General features: G+C 51.6%; 21 protein-coding genes and 1 other RNA gene. 14 read left to right on the top strand and 8 right to left on the bottom strand.

All coding sequences use genetic code 11. From position 1 onward, the window contains the following. Positions 1-154 precede the first annotated feature (154 nt). Complete coding sequence (gene secG, locus JKK62_RS05065; RefSeq protein ID WP_186832977.1) at positions 155-478, top strand: preprotein translocase subunit SecG; 324 nt, start codon at positions 155-157, stop codon at positions 476-478. 260 nt (positions 479-738) lie between these two features. Beyond that, complete coding sequence (locus tag JKK62_RS05060) at positions 739-990, top strand: pro-sigmaK processing inhibitor BofA family protein (RefSeq protein WP_186832978.1); 252 nt, start codon at positions 739-741, stop codon at positions 988-990. Positions 991-1,140: 150 nt separating this feature from the next. Here JKK62_RS05060 and JKK62_RS05055 read toward each other — a convergent pair whose 3' ends face one another. The 3 genes from JKK62_RS05055 to spoIVB form a co-directional block, all read right to left on the bottom strand. After that, entirely contained in the window at positions 1,141-1,737 is a 597-nt protein-coding gene (locus JKK62_RS05055) for a DUF4364 family protein (RefSeq protein WP_186832979.1), read from the bottom strand. A 322-nt stretch (positions 1,738-2,059) separates the two neighbouring features. Then, the gene (gene spo0A / locus JKK62_RS05050; protein WP_186832980.1) at positions 2,060-2,839 is read right to left on the bottom strand and encodes a sporulation transcription factor Spo0A; all 780 of its coding nucleotides are present in this window, start codon (positions 2,837-2,839) and stop codon (positions 2,060-2,062) included. 311 nt (positions 2,840-3,150) lie between these two features. Continuing rightward, positions 3,151-4,161 carry a SpoIVB peptidase gene (gene spoIVB, locus JKK62_RS05045; RefSeq protein WP_186832981.1) on the bottom strand — a complete coding sequence of 337 codons (1,011 nt, stop codon included), beginning with the start codon at positions 4,159-4,161 and terminating at the stop codon, positions 3,151-3,153. 350 nt (positions 4,162-4,511) lie between these two features. Here spoIVB and JKK62_RS05040 point away from each other — a divergent pair, with 350 nt between their 5' ends. From JKK62_RS05040 to JKK62_RS05010, 7 genes are all read left to right on the top strand, one after another. Then, on the top strand, positions 4,512-5,855 hold the full coding sequence (locus JKK62_RS05040; protein ID WP_186832982.1) for a CCA tRNA nucleotidyltransferase: 1,344 nt from the start codon (positions 4,512-4,514) through the stop codon (positions 5,853-5,855). Between the two features lie 18 nt (positions 5,856-5,873). Further along, positions 5,874-6,234, top strand: an RNA gene (rnpB, locus tag JKK62_RS05035) — RNase P RNA component class A. Between the two features lie 566 nt (positions 6,235-6,800). Further along, positions 6,801-7,052, top strand: coding sequence for a helix-turn-helix domain-containing protein (locus tag JKK62_RS05030; protein ID WP_186832983.1), 252 nt, complete (start codon positions 6,801-6,803; stop codon positions 7,050-7,052). 538 nt (positions 7,053-7,590) lie between these two features. Further along, positions 7,591-8,592 carry an AI-2E family transporter gene (locus JKK62_RS05025; RefSeq protein ID WP_186832984.1) on the top strand — a complete coding sequence of 334 codons (1,002 nt, stop codon included), beginning with the start codon at positions 7,591-7,593 and terminating at the stop codon, positions 8,590-8,592. A 75-nt stretch (positions 8,593-8,667) separates the two neighbouring features. Further along, the gene (murD, locus tag JKK62_RS05020; RefSeq protein WP_186832985.1) at positions 8,668-10,056 is read left to right on the top strand and encodes a UDP-N-acetylmuramoyl-L-alanine--D-glutamate ligase; all 1,389 of its coding nucleotides are present in this window, start codon (positions 8,668-8,670) and stop codon (positions 10,054-10,056) included. After that, positions 10,053-10,808, top strand: a complete 756-nt coding sequence (locus JKK62_RS05015) for a GNAT family N-acetyltransferase (RefSeq protein WP_186832986.1) — start codon at positions 10,053-10,055, stop codon at positions 10,806-10,808. Before murD ends, JKK62_RS05015 begins: the two co-directional genes overlap by 4 nt. A gap of 107 nt (positions 10,809-10,915) precedes the next feature. Continuing rightward, positions 10,916-12,172, top strand: a complete 1,257-nt coding sequence (locus JKK62_RS05010) for a methionine gamma-lyase family protein (protein ID WP_186832987.1) — start codon at positions 10,916-10,918, stop codon at positions 12,170-12,172. Positions 12,173-12,211: 39 nt separating this feature from the next. On the opposite strand, the gene JKK62_RS05005 is transcribed toward JKK62_RS05010, so the two are convergent. The 3 genes from JKK62_RS05005 to JKK62_RS17955 all read right to left on the bottom strand — a co-directional run bounded on the left by JKK62_RS05005 (position 12,212) and on the right by JKK62_RS17955 (position 14,224). Next, positions 12,212-12,553: a ComEA family DNA-binding protein gene (locus JKK62_RS05005; protein WP_186832988.1), complete on the bottom strand. Its 342-nt coding sequence runs from the start codon at positions 12,551-12,553 to the stop codon at positions 12,212-12,214. A 178-nt stretch (positions 12,554-12,731) separates the two neighbouring features. Continuing rightward, positions 12,732-13,172, bottom strand: a complete 441-nt coding sequence (locus JKK62_RS05000) for a nucleoside deaminase (protein ID WP_186832989.1) — start codon at positions 13,170-13,172, stop codon at positions 12,732-12,734. After that, a complete protein-coding gene (locus JKK62_RS17955; protein ID WP_201427113.1) occupies positions 13,172-14,224 on the bottom strand; it encodes a CPBP family intramembrane glutamic endopeptidase in 1,053 nt (350 codons plus the stop codon). The genes JKK62_RS05000 and JKK62_RS17955 overlap by 1 nt, the downstream gene beginning before the upstream one ends. Before the next feature lie 559 nt (positions 14,225-14,783). On the opposite strand from JKK62_RS17955, the gene infC reads away from it, so the two are divergent. The 3 genes from infC (at position 14,784) to rplT (ending at position 16,010) form a co-directional block, all read left to right on the top strand. Further along, complete coding sequence (infC, locus tag JKK62_RS04990) at positions 14,784-15,341, top strand: translation initiation factor IF-3 (RefSeq protein ID WP_243411762.1); 558 nt, start codon at positions 14,784-14,786, stop codon at positions 15,339-15,341. A 78-nt stretch (positions 15,342-15,419) separates the two neighbouring features. Beyond that, positions 15,420-15,617: a 50S ribosomal protein L35 gene (gene rpmI / locus JKK62_RS04985; protein WP_186832992.1), complete on the top strand. Its 198-nt coding sequence runs from the start codon at positions 15,420-15,422 to the stop codon at positions 15,615-15,617. A gap of 42 nt (positions 15,618-15,659) precedes the next feature. Beyond that, positions 15,660-16,010 (top strand): 50S ribosomal protein L20, encoded by a 351-nt coding sequence (rplT, locus tag JKK62_RS04980; RefSeq protein ID WP_186832993.1) that lies wholly within the window; start codon positions 15,660-15,662, stop codon positions 16,008-16,010. A 1,179-nt stretch (positions 16,011-17,189) separates the two neighbouring features. Here rplT and JKK62_RS04975 read toward each other — a convergent pair. Together JKK62_RS04975 and JKK62_RS04965 are read right to left on the bottom strand one after the other, a co-directional pair. Then, positions 17,190-17,435 (bottom strand): hypothetical protein, encoded by a 246-nt coding sequence (locus JKK62_RS04975; protein ID WP_201427112.1) that lies wholly within the window; start codon positions 17,433-17,435, stop codon positions 17,190-17,192. A gap of 666 nt (positions 17,436-18,101) precedes the next feature. Then, positions 18,102-18,275, bottom strand: coding sequence for a hypothetical protein (locus JKK62_RS04965; protein WP_201427110.1), 174 nt, complete (start codon positions 18,273-18,275; stop codon positions 18,102-18,104). A gap of 63 nt (positions 18,276-18,338) precedes the next feature. Between JKK62_RS04965 and JKK62_RS04960 the strand changes: the two genes are divergently transcribed. Further along, a complete protein-coding gene (locus JKK62_RS04960) occupies positions 18,339-19,124 on the top strand; it encodes a TrmH family RNA methyltransferase (protein WP_186832994.1) in 786 nt (261 codons plus the stop codon). Further along, on the top strand, positions 19,121-20,230 hold the full coding sequence (dprA, locus tag JKK62_RS04955; RefSeq protein ID WP_186832995.1) for a DNA-processing protein DprA: 1,110 nt from the start codon (positions 19,121-19,123) through the stop codon (positions 20,228-20,230). The genes JKK62_RS04960 and dprA overlap by 4 nt, the downstream gene beginning before the upstream one ends. The last annotated feature ends 59 nt before the right edge of the window (positions 20,231-20,289 follow it).

The following is a 20,289-nucleotide window of genomic DNA, read 5'->3' as shown; positions in this document are numbered from 1 at the left end:
TGCTCCTCCCGAAACATTTCCGATCAATGTTGCTTTACAACAAATTTTTTGATTCCACAAAAAAACACTTGCAATCTGCATATTTGTATGATACAATAATCTTTGCATTTGAGTATATCGATTTTGAACAGTCGTTTTGAAAGGAAGATACATTATGTCAGTTGTTGAGATTATCTTAGGAGCATTATTGCTGATCGCTTCTATCGTATTGATTATCATTATCATTCTGCAGGAAGGCAACCAGCAGGGTATCGGTGTTGTATCCGGCGGTGCGGACACCTTCTTCTCCAAGAATAAGGCTCGTTCCTATGACGCATTCCTTGCCCGCGCGACCAAGTGGTTCGCCGTTGGCTTTGTCGTCGTCGTTATCGCACTGAACATCATCGCGTATTACACCACTCCCGCTGATTCCGTAGAGGCGACAGATACCACCTCTGTCAGCGATCAGGTTACCGAAACTACTGCTCCCGAGGCATAATATTTTTGCACAAGCTATCATAGAATAGACTATCGGAGAAATCCGGTAGTCTTTTTTTGTTATATCTAGAGTTAAGAAGGCTCCTTTTGGTAAAAGGAGCTGTCCCCGAATGGGGACTGAGGAATTGTATCAATTGATCGAGCATCAGCGAGATACCTTTTCTTAACTTAATGATATTATTGTTCATAAGTAAGGTGCCACGGACACGATTGTTAAGAACCGGAGGATTACCTTAGAATAATTTTTTTGCAGGAGCCATTATGCTGTTTGTGTTTATCGTATCCGTATCGACCTTTCTTGTTTTCTCCTTCATCCATTATGCCGCCAAAAAGAAAAAGCCCTTCAAAAGGGCTTTACTCTCCATATTGGCAGGGCTGTTGACCTTGGGCGTCGTCAATATCCTGTCGGGTATGACGGGGGTGTACATCCCGGTGACACAGCTCACGCTGTTGACCTCGGCGGCAGGTGGGGTGCCCGGCGTCGCGCTGATGGTACTGCTGTCGGCTTTTTAGAAATTAGGAATTAGAAATGAGGAATGAGGAATTTCGGGAAAGCCTTTCGGCTTTTGGATTGAAAAATGGTTACCGACAGAGGATTATACGATACAGGGTAATGCTTTGCATATCAAGGATAATTCCTAATTCCTAACTCCTCATTCCTAATTAAATCACCGACCCGAGCTCGTCGAGGATCTCCGTCACAGCGCGTTTATTGCGGGTGAGCATCGCGATCATCACCGAATAATACAGATCGGGATCCTTATAGAAGTTCTTTCTGAGGATGCGTGCCTGCTGTTTATCCGGCACATAGAGTGAGAAACTCAGCAGCTCCATATCGCCGCCGGAGATACGGAAGGTGACGGTGTAGCCGTTGTCGCATTTTTCGATCGTGACCTTGTTCTCGCTCTCGACGCGCTCCTGCTTGAGCAGTGCCAGTGCACATTCGATCGCGCGCTCCTTGACGGTCGGCGCCAGGGTGTCCTCGAGCTGTACCGCGATCATATTGCCGTTATCGGTATTGAAATAGCGCTTCTTTTCTTCGTCTACCAATTCGATATTGCCGTTTCTGATCAGATCGTCAAAGCTCGAGCTGGTCTCAAAATAATTCGCCAGACCCTTTTCCATCAGCGCGTTCACGACCGCGTCCTTGGTCATCGGGACGCCGACGCTCTTGAACAGATAACAGATCAGGGTGCGGATCTCGGTTTTGGAGCGCATACCGCCTAAGCTGATGCCTTCATCAAATGTATCAAACGCCATTCTAACACCGCCTTTTTTATGATGATCAAAGGCTCCCTTTGGTAAAGGGAGCTGTCTGCAAAGCAGACTGAGGGATTGTATCGATTGATTGAGCGTGGCAAAAGTGTCACGCGAGATACATTTATACTGATCATATTATACCATTCATCCCTAAACTCTGTCAATAAGCAAGAGCTGCCGCGGACATTTCCGTGACAGCTCTGTTTTATTCTGATCAATTCTTTTGAAAAGATCCTTCGGATCGATCCTCAGAATGATAAGGCGTATTTCGGTTGAAATGGGTCTATGCGGTTCGATAATAAATAGAAAACAAGCGCGCTTGTTATCCCGCGTTCTTCATCTGCAATCTCAGCTTATCCGAGATCATCGCGATGAATTCGCTGTTGGTAGGCTTGCCGCGGCTCCCTTGGATGGTGTAGCCGAAATAGCTGTTCAGCACCTCGACGTCGCCTCTGTCCCACGCGACCTCGATCGCGTGGCGGATCGCACGCTCCACTCTGGATGACGTCGTTTCATATTTCTTCGCCACGGTGGGGTAGAGCTGTTTGGTCACGGCGTTGATGATCTCGGGCTTTTCGATGGACAGGATGATAGAGTCACGCAGATAATGGTAGCCTTTGATATGGGCGGGGACTCCTATCTGGTGCAGTATCTCCGTTACCTTCAGCTCCAAGCTGTTGCTGTCGTAGCCGATCTGTCGGATTCCGCCCTTCGATCTCTGCCGCTGTCGCTTGCTCAGTCTGACGATATTTTCCGCCAGATCGCTCAGATTGAACGGCTTCAATACAAAATACGTCGCGCCCGCGCTCATTACCTCACGCTCGAGCACCGGACTGTCAAAGCTCGAATAAACCACAAACATCGGCAGCTTATCGGGCTTTTGCTTACGGATCGCGCGCATGACCCCGATACTGTCGATGTGGGTCATGAACAGATCCATGATCACTACATCGGGCCTCTCGCTTTGGATGCGGTTGATCACTTCCTCGCCGTCTTTCGTACAAAAGGCGGTCGAAAAGCCGTATTGCTCGAGGGTTTGCATGATTTCAGTCATATTGTCAGTCGGCTCCTGCGTCATCAAGAGTTTCATTCTTTCTGTCATTTTTACATCTCCTGTTTTAATTTGTATTTTGAGTTTACCATAATTTGGTAAATTTGGCAAGAGAAAACATAAAAATTTTTGAAAGAAATATTCGACATTTTTCGCGGACGCGTGGACGCGCGCGTCCTGTTTTTTGTCATTCACAGAACCCTCGTGTGTTATGATAAGCCTCTGAACCTTCTTTTAATAAAGGCGGAGTGTTGCACACAGCGAAACGGAGAGCTCGTCATCATTGTCGGAGTGTTAGTCGGTGTCATTGCGAGGAGTCGGCAACAGAGCCGACGACGTGGCAATCTCGATAACAATGAATCTTACGATTCCTCTCTGATACCGCCGAACTGCTCATAACAGCTCAGCATATTGCCGATGGTGATGCCGTAGCCCTTTTCGGGCGCGTTGACGAACACATGCGTCACCGCGCCGATCAGCCGGTCATGCTGGATGATGGGTGATCCGCTCATCCCTTGTACGATACCGCCTGTCTTGTCCAGCAGATCCTCGTCGGTCACACGGACGACCATATTTTGTCCGCTTTTATCATTCAAATGGAAGCCCTCGATCTCTACATCAAAGGTTTGCAGTTCACCGTCATCCAATGTGGCGATGATCTGTGCCGGGCCTGTTTCGATCTCGCTGTCAAAGGCGCAGGGGATCTCCTCACCCTCGGGCTCGTCGGTATACTTTCCATATACGCCGAAGCTGTTGTTGACGGTCATCTCGCCGATCTCTTCATCCGACATATAGCCGTTCAACCCGCCTGCGATACCCTTCTTTGCCTTGGTGATCGAGCCGATCTGCGCCTTCACGATCTTACCGCTGCCCAGGGGCATCAGCAGCCCCGTGTCGCGGTCACAGATGCCGTGTCCCAGCGCGCCGAAGGAATGGGTGTTTTCATCAAAATAGGTGATCGTACCCAGTCCCGCGGTCGAGTCACGGATCCACATGCCTGCCGTATAATTGCCGTCGTCATCCGTTTCGGGAGTAATGGTCATGGATAGCGGGCTCTTACCTCGTAACACAGATAATTCGATATCCGCTCCTCCGGATGAGGCGATAATCTCTTGCAGGCGTTCGTTGGAGGTGATCTTTTCGTCATTCGCGCGGGTGATGATGTCATTCTCGCGCAGCCCCGCGGCTTTGGCGGGCGAGTCATAGCTGTCGTCGACATTGACGACCACAACGCCATTGGTGTACATCGTCAGCCCGAACGGCATACCGCCGACGTGCACGGTACGACGCACCTCTTGCGATGACGCCGTCATGATCGGACACAGCAGTACAGCCGCGAGCGTCATACAAACATATCGGATCATCTTCTTCATTATTCACACAACCTTTACTTATTCACTCGGAGCATTTCATGATTTTGATCTGCTCCGTCGATAGTATTTGGTTTTTTCGACAGAATAAAGCAGGAAGGTTCATGCAAACAGTTTAAGGCTCCCTTTGGTAAAGGAGATTCCCCTGCTAGGGGAAATGTCCGCAATGCGGACAAAAGGGTCTGCTGCCTCCGCTAGGAGGGCTCAAACCGATAAAAGACTGAGGGATTGTATAAACTGTTTGAGGCGGAGCCGAGTTGCATTTCATTCTATTTTTTTCATATTTTTATTGTAACCGTATCAAATTGATGTTATACTGAAATTGTCAAAAATATGCGGAAAAACGGTGGAATATGGAAATTCGGTTGCCCTCAGACGTAAAACTGATGATCGACAGGCTACGGCATAACGGCTACAGCGGTTATGTTGTGGGCGGTTGCGTGCGCGACAGCCTGCGCGGGATCACTCCGCACGATTGGGATCTCACCACCTCCGCGCCTCCCGAAGAGATCGAGCGGATCTTTGCGGATTACCAGACCGTCAGCGTCGGCAAAAAGTACGGTACCGTAGCGGTGATCGTAGAGGGCGAGCTGTATGAGATCACGACCTATCGGATCGACGGCGAGTATTCCGATTCCCGCCATCCGGACGAGGTGCGGTTCTCCGATCGTCTGAGCGACGATCTCGCGCGTCGTGATTTCACCGTCAACGCAATGGCGTATAATGACGAGGACGGCTTAGTGGATCTCTACGGCGGACAGCAGGATCTCGCGAACGGCGTGATCCGGTGCGTCGGCGATCCCACACAGCGCTTTTCTGAGGACGCGTTGCGCATTTTGCGCGCCTTACGTTTCGCGGCGACGCTCGGATTCACCATCGAGCCCGACACCTCCGACGCGATCCTTCGACAGCGTAAGCTGCTTTCCGATATCGCGGGCGAGCGCATCCGTGAGGAGCTGTTGAAGCTACTGTGCGGCGACCATGCCGCCTTTGTCCTGCGGCGTTATCGTTCCGTTATCGCGGTATTTATCCCGGAGCTCAAGGGCACCTTCGATTTTGAGCAGAATTCCAAGCACCATAACCGTGATGTGTACCGCCATACCGTCGCGGCAGTACACCATATCGAGCCGTTGCCGCTGCTGCGTGTCACGATGCTTTTCCATGATATCGGCAAGCCGCTGGCGCAGACGACGGATAAATACGGCATGAGCCATTATAAGAACCATCCGAAGATCGGCGCGGCGATGACCCGTGAGATCCTCAGACGGCTGTGTATGTCGTCGGCGTTCATCGACGAGGTCTGCACGCTGATCCGCTGGCATGATGAGCGCTTTGTGCCCGACGCCGTGATGCTCAAGGGTTATCTCAAACGCCTCGGCGTGGAGACCATGCAGGCGCTGATGCTGATCCAGCACGCGGATATCTTGGCGCAGTCCAAATATATGCGCGAAGAAAAGCTCCGTACGTTATCCGCGGTGTCGGACGAGCTGAACCGCATCATCGCGGCAGGGGAGTGCTACAGCCTGCGACAGCTCGCGGTCAACGGCTCCGATCTGATCCATATCGGGGTCGGCTCGGGAGTGAGGATCGGCAAGACGCTCGATCTCTTGCTCGACAAGGTGATCGCCGGCGAGCTGCCCAACGACAAAGAAGCGCTGTTGGCGTATGCGAAAAGCACGATTGACAAAGAGGGGTAAACTGATTATAATAAGGCACGAGTAAATCAGGCAGTCGCGGGCGAGAGCCGAAAGGCTCCGCGCGAGGAAAGTCCGGGCTTCACAGAGCGAGGATAACGGCTAACAGCCGCCGGGGGCGACCCCAGGGATAGTGCAACAGAAAATAACTGCTTCCTCTGCCGGAATTTGGCGGGGGATGTGATGGTGGAAAGGTGAGGTAAGAGCTCACCGGGGTGGCGGAGACGTCACCGCCGTGTAAACCCTATCCGAAGCAACACCGCGGAGGGACAAGATGCTTGCTCGGCAGTCCCGTGGAGGTGGCACCGAGCCGCTGCGGCAACGCACGGCCAAGATAGATGACTGCCCAATACAGAACCCGGCTTATAGATTTGCTCGCTTGAAAGAGCAATAGACATTACGCGTTCAAGGATATTGAACTTCGTTGTCTATTGCTTTTTTACTATAAGTTTATATTATTATTGGAAACATTCCCTGCAGTAGCTCTCAGCCAATCAGCGTTCGCAAGTATGCTCCGCTTCTTGGGAGTAACGGGGTCCCCATAATTCCCCGGATTATGGGGAGAGGAGAAGCCGCGATACGAGGTCAAGGCATACCAACAGGATATGCCTACCGAGTTCAGCGAGTGACGACGAGCATGGGAGCTGTAAGCCAAATCAAAGATTTGGACAGCTCCTCAATATCTTGTGTGTCGGTTTTTGTCAACACCAAGAGACATGAAAAAGTTTACAAAAATTGATACATTTTCTTGTGCAGAAATTAAAGGTTTGTAACGAAAAGCAGAAAAATGTATCAAAAATTTAAATTTTCTTACAAAAAAGGGTTGTTTTTTTTCGAATAACGTATTATAATACAGATACATTAGCTTTTTACGTTTAAAGAATTTCCACACGGAATTATTTAAAAGAAATTAATTACAGATTTTCAGAATAGATTTGGGGAGATAAAATGAGACTTCGTAAACAGGAATTAGGCGATCGTAATCTTGTAGGCGCACGTGTCGAGGCGGCTCGTAAGAAAAAAGGTATGAAGCAAAAAGAGCTGCTCGCACAACTGCAAGTCAACGGCGTCGACATGAACGCGTCGGGCTTATCCAAGCTCGAGGGACAGATTCGTTTTGTTACCGACGTAGAGCTGGTAGCATTAGCGGATATCCTCGAGGTCAGTGTAGATTTCCTGCTCGGACGCGCTCAGCAGTAACTTTCAATTAGATATTTTCCAAGCATTTTGGTTTCTGTTTTTTCAGACGGCAGGTTCTTGATAGGGCCTGTCGTTTGAATTTTATGGAAAAAATCATTGCGGGGGATTGATCCCGCGGCGATCTCAACTACTTCAAAGAATGTCATTGCGAGGGATTTATCCCGTGGCAATCTCAACCGATTTCAATTAGTAAAGTAAGTGGCGATCTCAATCGTATAAAAGATTCCGCGAAACAAACACTAAGGTAAAGAGAATCGAACCACAACCGCTGATAAAGAGTCATTTTCAGTCTTTTCGCGGCTTATCGTCGATCGCAACCCGTCAGGGTTACTCCTCCTCTGCACCGAAAAATCCTTAAAAATGATCTCTTTCTCAGTGCGTAGCAGTTGATGGCGTGCAGATTTGCGTCTGATCGAGGAAAAACCGGAATGAATACTGACGTATTCACGAGGATTTTGACGATGAGCAGGTGCAAATATACCGACATAAACCGATTGGGGTTCGACTCTCTTTACCTTACCCTCAGGTTGGTGATGATATGAAGGCGCGTTTTTTCAGCGGCAAGCCCCGGCTGGTTTTCTTTTTCGGCTATACATTAATATTTATCCTCGCGGTACAGGCGGCAGCATTTGTCCTGCCGTTCTTTTTATCGCTCCTGATCGCGGTGCTGATGAAGCCGCTGTACGGCTGTCTGCGGACGAGCTTTCGCTTTCGATCCTCCTTCGCCGCGACAACGCTCACCTTGCTCGTGTTCGGCGTCATTTTCGCCGTGATCGGGATCATTCTTTATTTGGCGGTGAGTCAGGCACTGAGCCTGTTGGAGGACTATCGCGGCGTGATCGTCGATCTGTTCCGCTCTCCCGAGCTGTTTGACACACTCAAAGAGCACATTTTCTCGGGTGATCTGCTGAATACCGTGACCTCTGTCGCGACAACGCTGTTTCACGCGGTACCGCTCGGGATCACCTTCGTGATCGTGACCTTCGCGCTGACGGTGTTTTTCCTGCACCATATAGACGGTTTGCGCGACGATCTGCTATATCGCGCGGGGGAGTACCGTGATGTCCTCGGCAGCGTCATGCACATCGCGGGCGATACCCTGCGCCGGCTGATCCGCTCCTATCTGATTTTGTACGCGATCACCTTCGTTGAAGCGGTCTTTATCTTTTATCTGACAGGCGTAGAATATCCGATCGCGTTCGCGTTTGTGACCGCCGTGGCGGACATATTGCCGATCTTAGGCCCAGGCACGGTCTATGTGCCGCTTGCCGTGGTTTTTATTCTGCAAAAGAATTATATCGGCGGCGTGATCCTGCTGATCTACTTTCTTTTGACGGTGATCATCCGCCAGATCCTCGAGCCGCGCATCGTGTCCGATCAGGTCAAGGTGCACCCGCTGGTCGTGCTGTCGGCGATCTATTTCTCCATCGTCAGCATGAACATCTGGGTGCTGTTTTATGTGGTCAGCATCTTCATCGCGTATCGCGTACTGAATACAGCGCGTGTATTTGACACAGATTCCAATAAGCGGAATCTGTGATATGTCTTGATATTTTTTTATAATATAGTATAATACAATTATAATAGATAAATCTGTGCTTTTGGAGGAATACAAATGAAACAGAGTATGGACAGCTTTTTTGAATCGATTCGCGGAAAACGCATTGCGCTGATCGGCATGGGCCGCAGTCATATGCCGCTGATCCCGCTGTTCACCAAATACGGCGCGACCGTCATCGCCTGTGATAAGCGCAACGAAGAAGCGCTCGGCGAGGCCGCCGAAAAGGCAAAGGCGGACGGCGCTCAACTTTCCTTAGGCGAACACTACCTTGACGATATCGACGTCGATATCGCGCTGCGCACCCCCGGTATGCCGTTCTGGTGTGACGAGCTCAACGCCCTGCGTGAGAAAGGCGTGACCATCAGCTCCGAGATGGAGATCTTCTTCGATATCTGTCCGTGCAAGATCTACGCGGTGACCGGCTCCGACGGCAAGACCACAACCACCTCCGTTATCGCCGAGATGCTGAGAGCCGACGGTTATACCGTCCATGTCGGCGGCAATATCGGCAAGCCCCTCCTGCCTGAGATCGAGACCATCTCGCCCGAGGATGTGTGCGTCGTGGAGCTGAGCTCCTTCCAGCTGATCTCCATGCGTCAGAGCCCCGACGTTGCGGTCGTGACCAACCTCGCGCCCAACCACCTCGACATCCACAAGGACATGGACGAGTACATAGAAGCAAAAAGAAATATAATTCTTTATCAGAATGAAAATCAAAAGGCGGTTCTGAATTACGATAACGAGATCACCCGCTTGTTTGACCTGAGCTGTAAGGGAGAGGTCGTCTTTTTCTCCCGCGGCAAAAAGCTCCGTCACGGCGCGTACCTCGACGGCAACACCATCGAGTATGCGGAGGACGGCAAGATCTTTGATGTTCTCGACATCCGCGAGATCAAGATCCCCGGTATGCACAATGTCGAGAATTATATGACGGCGATTTGCGCCGTGTGGGGTGACGTCAGCGTCGAAAGCATCCGCAAGGTCGCGCGTGAATTCGGCGGTGTGGAGCATCGCGCCGAGTTCGTCCGCGAGCTCGACGGCGTCAAGTATTATAACGATTCCATCGCCTCCAGCCCGACCCGTACCGCCAGCGGCACCCTGTCGCTCTATGACTTCAAGCTGATTTTGATCGCGGGCGGCTATGACAAGCACTTGGATTACACCGAGCTGGGCGACAAGATCTGCGACAAGGTCAAGATCGCGATCCTGATGGGCGCGACTGCCGACAAGATCGAGACCGCGATCCGTCAGTCGTCCAAATACTCCGAGAACAATCCCGTCATCATTCGTGTCAACGACATGGAAGAAGCGGTAAAATGCGCGCGTGAAAAAGCGGTGGAGGGCGATATCGTGTCGATGTCGCCGGCGTCCGCGAGCTTCGATCTGTACAAGGATTTTGACGCGCGCGGCAAGCACTTCAAAGCGCTGGTCAACGCCCTATGATCCGACAGGCAGACCGAGAAAGCCTGCGTTCCTTTTTGACAAACGATCCGTTTTATACCCGTATCCTCTCGCTGTACGAAAGCTATGGCGGAGGATATGATTTTGTCGGCTTTTGGGTGCAGGAAACAGAGAGTAAACTCACTTCGGTGATCTCACGCTTTGAGGATAAGTTCAGCCTGTATCTCACCGATGATTCCGATCTCGAAGAGATCAGCTCCTTCCTGCGTTTTCAGGGAGCGGGAGCGGTCATGTCCGCCCGCAAATTTTCCCTTGAAATCAAGGCGGATCGTGTGATCGATGGGCAGGTTTTGCGCTATAACGGTGAGTACTATAATTCTGTATTGGAATTATATTCACCCGAGATCAAGCCGTTTTATGAGCTGCTGCAGAGCTGTGCGAGCGACATATTTATCGTCCCGGAATACATGACCTTTTTGTCCGATGTGACCCACCGCCGCAATCTCGGGAAATGCACGATCCTCGGCACGGATATCGACGGGACACTTGTGTCCGGTTTAATGACTGTGTCAGAAACGTCATCCGCTGTTATCCTCGGCGCTGTGGCGACCCATCCCGACTTTCGCCGCAGGGGATTATCGCGCGAACTGGTGCGGACGCTTGCGTCGCAAATCAACGCGCGGGGCAGAGAGGCTTACGTTTTCAGCGCCAGTGAAGCGAATACCCGATTTTATCAGAACTCAGGGTTCACGATCTGCGCCGAATTTGCAGAAATATTAGGCTCCCTTTGGTAAATGGGAGCTGTCGCCGTCAGGCGACTGAGGGATTGTACAAATTGATCGACCAACGGGAGAATCGTTCTTTTCGATAAGGAATGACCATTCCGCCATATGGAGAGAATATGAAGAACTTATTTGAAATCAATGAAAAAATACGCTCCGCCGCCGACAAGGCGATGGAGCTTTGCCGCGCGCATTTTGAAGAGATCGAGCGGATCAAAGAATATAACCAGCAAAAGATGCTCAAAGCGTTTCAGGAATACCATGTCAGCGAGGCGATGTTCGCGGGCTCGACAGGCTACGGCTACGATGACCGCGGCAGAGATACGCTCGATAAGATCTACGCCTATGTTTTCGACGCGGAGGACGCTTTGGCGCGTCAGCATTTTTTGAGCGGCACCCATACGCTCACCGTCGCGCTGTTCGGCGTACTGCGCCCCGGCGACGAGATGCTGAGCGTGACCGGCACGCCGTATGATACCATCCAACCTGTGATCGGCATCACCGAATGTTCGGGATCGCTGGTCGATTTCGGCGTCAGATACAGCGAGGTCGATCTGCTATCCGACGGTACCGTTGACCTCGAGGGCGTCAAAAAGGCGGTTGCCGAAAAGAAGCCCAAAATGGTGTATATCCAGCGCAGCAAGGGCTATGCGCAACGCCCTTCATTGAGGAACAAGGAGATCAAAGCGATCTGTGATATCGTCAAGCCGTTATCTCCCGATACCGTTATCATGCTCGATAACTGCTACGGCGAGTTCACGGAGGTTGAATCGCCCATTACGGTCGGCGTCGATCTGATGGCGGGCTCCATGATCAAGAACGCGGGCGGCGGTATCGCGCCTACCGGCGGCTACATCGCGGGCAGAGCCGATCTGGTCGAGCTGTGCGCTTATCGTTTATCTACGCCGGGAACAGGCAGAGAACTGGGCTGTACGCTCGGCACCCTGCGAGAGATGTACCTCGGCGCCTACCATGCCCCTGTCGCGACGGCAGAGGCGATCAAGACCGCCGTATTCGCGTCGGCGCTCTTCGAGGTGCTCGGCTACGATGTTGAGCCGAATTACCGACAGCGCCGCGGTGATATCATCGATGTGATCACCCTCGGCACGCCCGAAAAGCTCTGCGCGTTCTGCCGCGGCATCCAGAGCGGTTCGCCGATTGACAGCTTCGTCACACCGCAGCCGTCACCCATGCCGGGCTACGACAGCGACGTCATCATGGCGGCGGGTGCCTTTACCCTCGGCTCCTCCATCGAGATCTCCGCCGACGGGCCTTTGCGAGAGCCTTACGCGGTGTATTTGCAGGGAGGCATTTCCTTTGCCACCGCCAAGATCAGCGTCATGCTTGCCGCGCAGGAAGTAGAGAAAGTACAGTAAAAGATAAGCGCTTCGGAATCCGAAGCGCTTTTTATCTGTTTATTTTGTTGTGATGAAAAAGGCGAATCTGCGATATGTCTTTTCACCGATCCCTTTGACCTTCAGGATATCCTCGGCGGATCCGAAATCTCCGTTTTCCTCCCGATACTCGATGATGCTCTGCGCCTGCTTTTCCGTAAGCCCCGGCAGGGTGCTCAGCTCCTCCAAGGAGGCGGTATTGATGTTGATCGGATCGGGCTTGATCTCGGCGATCTCTTCGGGGGTATAACTCCTCGCGGGCTGTTCATAGGTGTATTGCAAATACAGCAGTACGCCGATGACGGCGATCAGTCCGATCACGCCGATGATGAGGATGATCGTACCGTTTTTGATGATTTTCATATTGTTGATGCTTTCTTTGAGGCTCCCTTTCCTAAGGAGATTCCCCTGTTAGGGGAAATGTCCGCAAAGCGGACAAAAGGGTCTGCTGCCTCCGCTGAGGAGGGCTGTCGCCGGACATGCGCGTCCGGTGACTGAGGGTTGATACGTCGGATGATGATCGATTGTTCCGTTGCCTGTATTATCTCAGCCGTTTAAAAAACTCGCTCAATATCCCGCTGCATTTTTCCTGCATCACCCCGCCCTGATAAGCGGGATGAAACGCCAGCGGCAGATTCAGTACATCCGCCACTGAGCCGCAGCAGCCGTTCTTCGGATCATACGCGCCGAAATAGACCTGCGGGATCCTCGCGTTGACGATCGCGCCGGCGCACATGGGACAGGGCTCTAAGGTGACATACAGCTCACATTCCCACAGCCGCCAGCCGCCTAAATGCTTGCAGGCGTTATCGATCGCTTCAAGCTCCGCGTGATACAGCGCGTTTTTACCTTTTTCACGGCGGTTCCTGCCCTCGCCGACGATCTCGCCCTTGCGCACGACAACGGCGCCTACCGGCACCTCGCCGTCGTCAAAGGCTTCCTGCGCGAGCTCGAGCGCCCGCTCCATCATTCTTTCATCCATTACGCGGCGCCTGTGATCAGGGTGAGCAGGCTATAGGACACCATCACAGCGGCAAACGCGATCAGGGTAGGGGAGGTGATCGCCGTCTTGACCTTCTCCTTATACGGCAGTACGGTGTTGCCGTTTTTGACCGTGAAGAAGCTGCCGTCATCCTTGTTGACGAATCGCTTGATGAAGATGAATGAGAGGATGCCGAGGATCACAAAGAGGACGCCGTAGCACATATTGGCGGTTGCTTCATCCAGAATCTTATAGGAGATAAGGATATCCGAAAGAACGGACAGTCCGTTATTCAAAAAGTGGATGATGATAGAAGGCAGCAGGGAGTTGACCTTGATGTCGATGAACGCGAATACCAGTCCGCAGCAGAAGGTGAACGGCAGCTGTACAAAGTTGCCGTGCATCAGCGCGAAAGCCGCGGAGGAGATCAGGATCGCCAGCCCCTCCGAATACGGTCTGAGCACGCCCATGATGATGCCGCGGAACGCGAATTCTTCCGCGAACGCGGGCAGGACCGCAACGACCAAAAGGTACAAAAGGACATTCGGCTGATCGCCGACTTCAAAGCTGCCGCCGGTGTTCTCAACGCCGAACAGTCCGAAAACGCCGTTGACCAAAGACACGACATAGTTGCTCATCAGCGAGAAGGTCAGTCCGACCACGCATAATTGCGTCAAAAATCCCGCACCTATTTTCTCAAAAGGAAAAATAGAAGCAAAACGCAATTTGCGGATCAGACAGTAGATGACGCCGACGACGAAAAAGACGATCATGGAGATCGCGCCGTTTTCCAGCAGGATCAATTCTCCCGTCGTGCCCTGACCTTGAAGCCCCAGCAGGGTCAATATCAGTACCACGATAACGCCGATGACCAATTCCGCGCCGAAGAACAGGAGCAGGAGCGTACCCACGCTGTTGGCGTTTTTTCTGAGCAGGCGGCGATAGGTGTTTTCACGCTGCTGTTCGGGACTGGGCTGCGGCGGATAATAGACCGGCTGCATATATTGCTGCGGGGGATAGGGATATTGTGTCGGTTGCGGATAATATTGCACGTTGTTTCACCTACATTTTGCTTGATCTTTTGCCACCATCGCGATTTTTAAGGGAAGCGGCAACGCATTTTGATCTGTGTTTATTATAATAATACTGGTTTCTAATAAAACGGATTAAACAGATGTTAACGGATAATTGTGTAGAACGAGGCGGACGACGCGGGCATACCGGCGTATGTCAAATCTCGGGGTCCCCGACGCGCCCTGCGCGGTGGGGAGAGGAGGAGCCGCAACACGAGCACGAGAGTGGTCACACCTGACCACTCTCAGCGAGTACAGCGAGCGACGACGACAACAAAGTTATACGGAATTAGACGCAACAGATGCTAAGCTGTTTTATTAGAAAACAGTATAATCTATTTTTTTACAAAAATAATTCTTGACAAACAATATTGAAGATATTATAATACATAACGAAAACAAAGTAAAGCGGAATTCCGTAATTATTGCGGATACGGCTTTCACCTGTGGGGTGTCGTCTGCACGGGTCAATACAATCGGGGAGTTTTCCCTTATCTTTGTATTGTATGCGGACGGAGCCTTCTGTCCGCTTTTTCATTTGTTAAAGAAACTTTGGAGGTGCTTACACATCGCTAAACAGGAACCTCAAATCAATGAGGAAATTCGTGACAGAGAGTTACGCGTAATCGGATCTGACGGCACTCAGCTCGGCATTATGTCGGCTGCCGACGCCCAGCATATCGCGGACGAAAAGAATCTCGACCTCGTCAAGATCGCTCCCCAGGCTAAGCCGCCTGTCTGCAAGATCATGGACTACGGCAAGTATCGCTTTGAACAGGCGAAGCGTGAAAAAGAGGCGAGAAAAAATCAGCATACCGTCGAGGTCAAGGAGATTAAGCTCTCCCTGAATATCGATACTCATGACTTTAACACCAAGCTCAAGAACGCCAAAAAATTCTTGGCTCACGGTGATAAGGTCAAGGTTTCTATCCGCTTTCGCGGAAGAGAGATGGGACATTCCGAGTACGGCTATGATATCATGAAGCGTTTTTCCGACGCTTGCGCCGAAGAGGCGAATATCGAACGTCCCGCTAAACTGGACGGCCGCCAGATGATCATGTTCCTGGCTCCCAAGCCCACTAAGCCCACCAAGTAACAAAGTCAAAGTCATTGCAAGGGCTCGACTGCTGTCAGCCCGCGGCAATCTCAACCGATTAAAAGGAGGAATATCAATATGCCTAAGATCAAAACACACAGCGGCGCGAAGAAGCGTTTCAAACTGAGCAAGAACGGTAAGGTTATCCGCGCTCACGCTAACAAGAGCCATATCCTGAACAAGAAGACCACCAAGCGTAAGAGAGGTCTGAGAAAGACTGCTGTCGCAGATAAGACCAATGTAGCTCAGGTAAAGCGCCTGATCCCCTACAAATAATCAACGCTTAATTGACTTTAGAATTATCGGAGGTAAAGATAAATGGCACGTATTAAAGGCGCGATGATGACTCGCAAGAGAAGAAAAAAGACATTAAAGCTCGCTAAGGGCTATTACGGTGCAAAAAGTAAGCACTTTAAGATGGCGAAGCAGCAGGTGATGAAGAGCGGTAACTACGCTTACATCGGCCGCAAGCAGAAGAAGAGAGATTTCCGCAGACTGTGGATCACCCGTATCTCTGCCGGCTGCAAGGCTAACGGCACCAACTATTCTACCTTTATGAACGGTCTGAAGAAAGCCGGCATCACCCTGAACCGCAAGGTTCTGTCCGAGATCGCGATCGCCGATCCCGCCGCTTTCACCGCTCTCGTAGAGCAGGTTAAAAACGCCTAACTAATAAGCTATAACTGCGTTTGGGTCATCCCAAACGCTTTTATATTGTCCGCCGTCATATATTATTATATGGTAGGGGTCGGCGTCTTGACGATCCGAAAACGACGGATTAGATCCCATTCTATCGCGAAGCACAGTAAACGTTTACCGTAGGGGATGACGCTTGCGACATCCCGCAACGCATGTAAAGATATCACCCAAACGCAAAGCAGATCTATTTCTCCGTAGGGTACGGCATTTATGACGTACCGAGAATGACGGGCGTTTTCGTTTTCAAAAACGTAAGATAGGAATACGATGCTTCTACCATGCGGTACGTCGGCAAGCGCCGTACCCTACAAAACACGCATCTCCTCAACGGAAACTGCATTTTGACCAATGACCTACCACGGGTCGTCGAGGTCGCCGACCCCTACAAGTATTATGCAGCGTTTACTGTAGGGGAGGGGCTTGCTCCTCCCGAAACGTCTGTAAAGATGTCACCCAAACGCGAAGCAAATATCTGCTTCCGTAGGGACGACCACCGGTCGTCCGCAGAATGACGGGCGTTTCAATAACCGAAAACGTGAGATAGGAAATAAACGCTTCTGCCATGCGAACGAGCAATGCTCGTCCCTACGGAAATGTTTCGTTTCCTCGACCGACATGGTTCGTTATCAAACGCCCTGCCGCGGGAGCACCAAGGCGCTCCCCTACAAATATTCTGAAACGATCATTGAATGTAACCCAACCACAGAGCATATCAAACGTCCTGCCGCGGGTTGTCGAACACACGTGTTCAAATGCCGACCCCTACAATTATTATGCGACGTTTACTGTAGGGGAGGGGCTTGCTCCTCCCGAAACGTCTGTAAAGATGTCACCCAAACGCGAAGCAAATGCTTGCTTCCGTAGGGATGGTCATCGACCATCCGCAGGATGACGGGCGTTTTCGTTATCGAAAACCATAGATAGGAAACAAACGCTTCTGCCACGCGGACGAGCAATGCTCGTCCCTACGGAAATGTTCCCTTTCCTCGACCAACATGGTTCGTTATCAAACGCCCTGCCGCGGGAGCACCAAGGCGCTCCCCTACAAATATGCTGAAATGTTTACTGTAGGGGATGGCTCATATTGTAGGGGAGGGGCTTGCTCCTCCCGTAACCTATCCAATATATGTCACTCCAATGCGAAGCAAATCAACGTTTATTGTAGGGCGGGGGCTTGCTCCCGCCGAAACATCTGTCAAGATGCCACCCAAACGCGAAGCAGATCCATTTCTCCGTAGGGTACGGCGCTTGCCGACGTACCGTAACCTTTCCGGCGTATGCCACCAAAACGCGAAGCAAATGTCTGCTTCTGTAGGGATGGTCATCGACCATCCGCAGAATGACGGGCGTTTCAATAACCGAAAACGTGAGATAGGAAATAAACGCTTCTGCCATGCGAACGAGCAATGCTCGTCCCTACGGAAATGTTTCGTTTCCTCGACCGACATGGTTCGTTATCAAACGCCCTGCCGCGGGAGCACCAAGGCGCTCCCCTACAAATATGCTGAAACGTTCATTGAATGTCACCCAAACGCATAGCGTATCAAACGCCCTTCCGTGGGTCGTCATAAATGTCGACCCCTACAATTATTATGCGACGTTTACTGTAGGGGAGGGGCGTGGCACGCGTGTTTGCTCCTCCCGTAAACTATCCAATATATGCCACTGAAACGCGGAGCAAATCAATTTTTCCGTAGGGTACGGCGCTTGCCGACGTACCGCAACCTTTCCGGCGTATGCCACCAAAACGCGAAGCAAATGTCTGCTTCCGTAGGGATGGTCATCGACCATCCGCAGGATGACGGGCGTTTCAATAACCGAAAACATTAGATAGGAAACAAACGCTTCTGCCATGCGGACGAGCACTGCTCGTCCCTACGGAAATGTTTCGTTATCTCGACCAACATGGTTCGTTATCAAACGCCCTGCCGCGGGAGCACCAAGGCGCTCCCCTACAAATATTCTGAAACGATCATTGATTGTAACCCAACCACAGAGCATATCAAACGTCCTGCCGCGGGTTGTCGAACACACGTGTTCAAATGCCGACCCCTACAATTATTATGCGACGTTTACTGTAGGGGAGGGGCTCGCTCCTCCCGAAAGGGTTGAATCAGATGTCGTCTCAATGCGAAGCAAATGCTTGCTTCCGTAGGGATGGTCATCGACCATCCGCAGGATGACGGGCGTTTCAATAACCGAAAACATTAGATAGGAAACAAACGCTTCTGCCATGCGGACGAGCACTGCTCGTCCCTACAATCGATACACACGACACACATCACAACAGGTAACACTATGGAACAAATTTCTTCTAAAGAAAATAAACGAATCAAAACCATCAAAAAGCTCCTTTCCTCCGCGTCCTTCCGCAGGAAAGAGGGCGTATTTGTCGCGGAAGGGCTGCGCCTTTGCGGCGACGCGATCAAAAGCGGCGCCGAGATCGTCTCCGCGTTCTTTTCCGAGAGCTTTTACGCGAAGAACGCCTCCTTCGTACAGGATACCGCCTCGATCACGGATCAGACATTCCTGCTCAAAGACAACATCTTTTCCGCGGTATCCGATACAAAAACGCCGCAGGGCGTATTGTTCATCATAAAAACACTTGACAAAACCATCGACTTTGATAAAATTAAGAATAATGGAAAAGTATTGGCTTTGGAGACCGTACAGGATCCCGTCAACCTCGGTACGATCCTGAGAACTGCCGAGGCGCTGGGTGTTGATGCGGTCGTTTTGACCCGTGACTGCTGTGATATCTACGCGCCCAAGGTAGCGCGCGGCAGTATGGGCGCGGTGTTCCGATTGTCATTCCATATCACCGACGACCTGCCCGGGCTGATCGGACGCTTCAACGCATTCGGCACGACCTACGCGGCGGTGCTCGATGAAAACTCCGTTTCTTTGAATGACTGCTCATTCGAGGGAGCGGTGTTGGCTGTTGTTGGCAATGAGGGCAACGGCATCACGCCCAAGACCATTGAGGCGTGTACCCATCGGCTGTATATTCCGATGCGCGGCGACGCGGAATCGCTGAATGTCTCCGCCGCCGCAAGTATCATTCTCTGGGAAATGAAAAAATGACCAACGCGACAAAATACTATATCTGGCTCAGCCTCGCACTCGGCTACAGTACGCCCAAGTGCAAGGCGCTCGCGTCAATCTATCCGAATATCACCGCATTTTATCAGGGCGGGGTCATGGAGTGGCGATTATCCGGCGTTCTGAACGACAAGGATATTTCCGCTCTTGAAGCTACGCCTGTCGCAAAAGCGTATGAGGTGATCGCGCGGTGCAACGAGCTCGGTATCAGTATCGTGTCGCTGGACGATCCGAATTATCCCGAAAAACTCAAGGATATCTACGATCCGCCCGCGGTATTATATATGAAAGGGCGGCTGCCCGATTTTGAACGCTGTCTGAGCATCGGCATCGTCGGTACGCGCAACGCGACCGCCTACGGCAAGAGGACCTCTCATGTGCTCGCGGGCTCACTCGCGAAGGTGGGTGTGATCATCATCAGCGGCGGCGCGGTCGGTATCGACAGCCTGAGCCATACCGCGGCGCTGGAGGTCGGCGGCGTGACGCTCTGCGTGTTAGGCTGCGGCATCAACTATCCTTATCTGATGGTAAATGCCCGCATGCGCAATACCATTGCCGAACGCGGGGCGCTTATCAGCGAATATCCGCCCGATTATCCGCCGGGCAAATATACCTTCCCCGAACGCAATCGCATCATTTCCGGATTGTCCGACGGCGTTCTGGTGATAGAAGCCGGCGCGAAAAGCGGTTCGCTGATCACGGCGCGCAACGCTTTGGAACAGAACCGCGATGTGTTCGCCGTGATGGGCAACATCACCTCGCCTTATTCACAGGGCACCAACGCGCTGATCAAGGACGGCGCGATCCCTGTCACGGATTATACCGACATCATCTCGTATTATCCGCAGTTCCGTTTGGAGGGCGATCCCGACGATATTGTTGAGGATATCCCCACGCATAAAACCGATATCGACGTCAGCGCGGACGCGGTGAAGGTCTATCATGCCGTCACAGCCGAGCCCATCCATATCGATACGATCACATCCGCCGTCAAGCTCCCTGTCAACGTCGTTTTACAGGCGTTGACCGAGCTGGAACTCGAAGGGCTGATCAAAGCCGAAAAAGGCAGGATGTACCGGATCGTATAGTGATCAGTGGTCAGTGATCAGTGGTCAGTGATCAGTGGTCAGTGATTAGTGGTCAGTGA

The sequence above is a fragment of the Ruminococcus difficilis genome (assembly GCF_016680995.1).
This window is presented reverse-complemented; position numbering and strand designations above follow the sequence as displayed.

Excerpts from the sequence above, each read along its gene's own strand:
- secG (WP_186832977.1), top strand. The coding sequence starts at position 155 with ATGTCAGTTGTTGAGATTATCTTAGGAGCATTATTGCTGATCGCTTCT.
- JKK62_RS05060 (WP_186832978.1), top strand. The coding sequence starts at position 739 with ATGCTGTTTGTGTTTATCGTATCCGTATCGACCTTTCTTGTTTTCTCC.
- JKK62_RS05055 (WP_186832979.1), bottom strand. The coding sequence starts at position 1,737 with ATGGCGTTTGATACATTTGATGAAGGCATCAGCTTAGGCGGTATGCGC.
- spo0A (WP_186832980.1), bottom strand. The coding sequence starts at position 2,839 with ATGACAGAAAGAATGAAACTCTTGATGACGCAGGAGCCGACTGACAAT.
- spoIVB (WP_186832981.1), bottom strand. The coding sequence starts at position 4,161 with ATGAAGAAGATGATCCGATATGTTTGTATGACGCTCGCGGCTGTACTG.
- JKK62_RS05040 (WP_186832982.1), top strand. The coding sequence starts at position 4,512 with ATGGAAATTCGGTTGCCCTCAGACGTAAAACTGATGATCGACAGGCTA.
- JKK62_RS05030 (WP_186832983.1), top strand. The coding sequence starts at position 6,801 with ATGAGACTTCGTAAACAGGAATTAGGCGATCGTAATCTTGTAGGCGCA.
- JKK62_RS05025 (WP_186832984.1), top strand. The coding sequence starts at position 7,591 with ATGAAGGCGCGTTTTTTCAGCGGCAAGCCCCGGCTGGTTTTCTTTTTC.
- murD (WP_186832985.1), top strand. The coding sequence starts at position 8,668 with ATGAAACAGAGTATGGACAGCTTTTTTGAATCGATTCGCGGAAAACGC.
- JKK62_RS05015 (WP_186832986.1), top strand. The coding sequence starts at position 10,053 with ATGATCCGACAGGCAGACCGAGAAAGCCTGCGTTCCTTTTTGACAAAC.
- JKK62_RS05010 (WP_186832987.1), top strand. The coding sequence starts at position 10,916 with ATGAAGAACTTATTTGAAATCAATGAAAAAATACGCTCCGCCGCCGAC.
- JKK62_RS05005 (WP_186832988.1), bottom strand. The coding sequence starts at position 12,553 with ATGAAAATCATCAAAAACGGTACGATCATCCTCATCATCGGCGTGATC.
- JKK62_RS05000 (WP_186832989.1), bottom strand. The coding sequence starts at position 13,172 with ATGGATGAAAGAATGATGGAGCGGGCGCTCGAGCTCGCGCAGGAAGCC.
- rpmI (WP_186832992.1), top strand. The coding sequence starts at position 15,420 with ATGCCTAAGATCAAAACACACAGCGGCGCGAAGAAGCGTTTCAAACTG.
- rplT (WP_186832993.1), top strand. The coding sequence starts at position 15,660 with ATGGCACGTATTAAAGGCGCGATGATGACTCGCAAGAGAAGAAAAAAG.
- JKK62_RS04975 (WP_201427112.1), bottom strand. The coding sequence starts at position 17,435 with ATGGCAGAAGCGTTTATTTCCTATCTCACGTTTTCGGTTATTGAAACG.
- JKK62_RS04965 (WP_201427110.1), bottom strand. The coding sequence starts at position 18,275 with ATGGCAGAAGCGTTTGTTTCCTATCTAATGTTTTCGGTTATTGAAACG.
- JKK62_RS04960 (WP_186832994.1), top strand. The coding sequence starts at position 18,339 with ATGGAACAAATTTCTTCTAAAGAAAATAAACGAATCAAAACCATCAAA.
- dprA (WP_186832995.1), top strand. The coding sequence starts at position 19,121 with ATGACCAACGCGACAAAATACTATATCTGGCTCAGCCTCGCACTCGGC.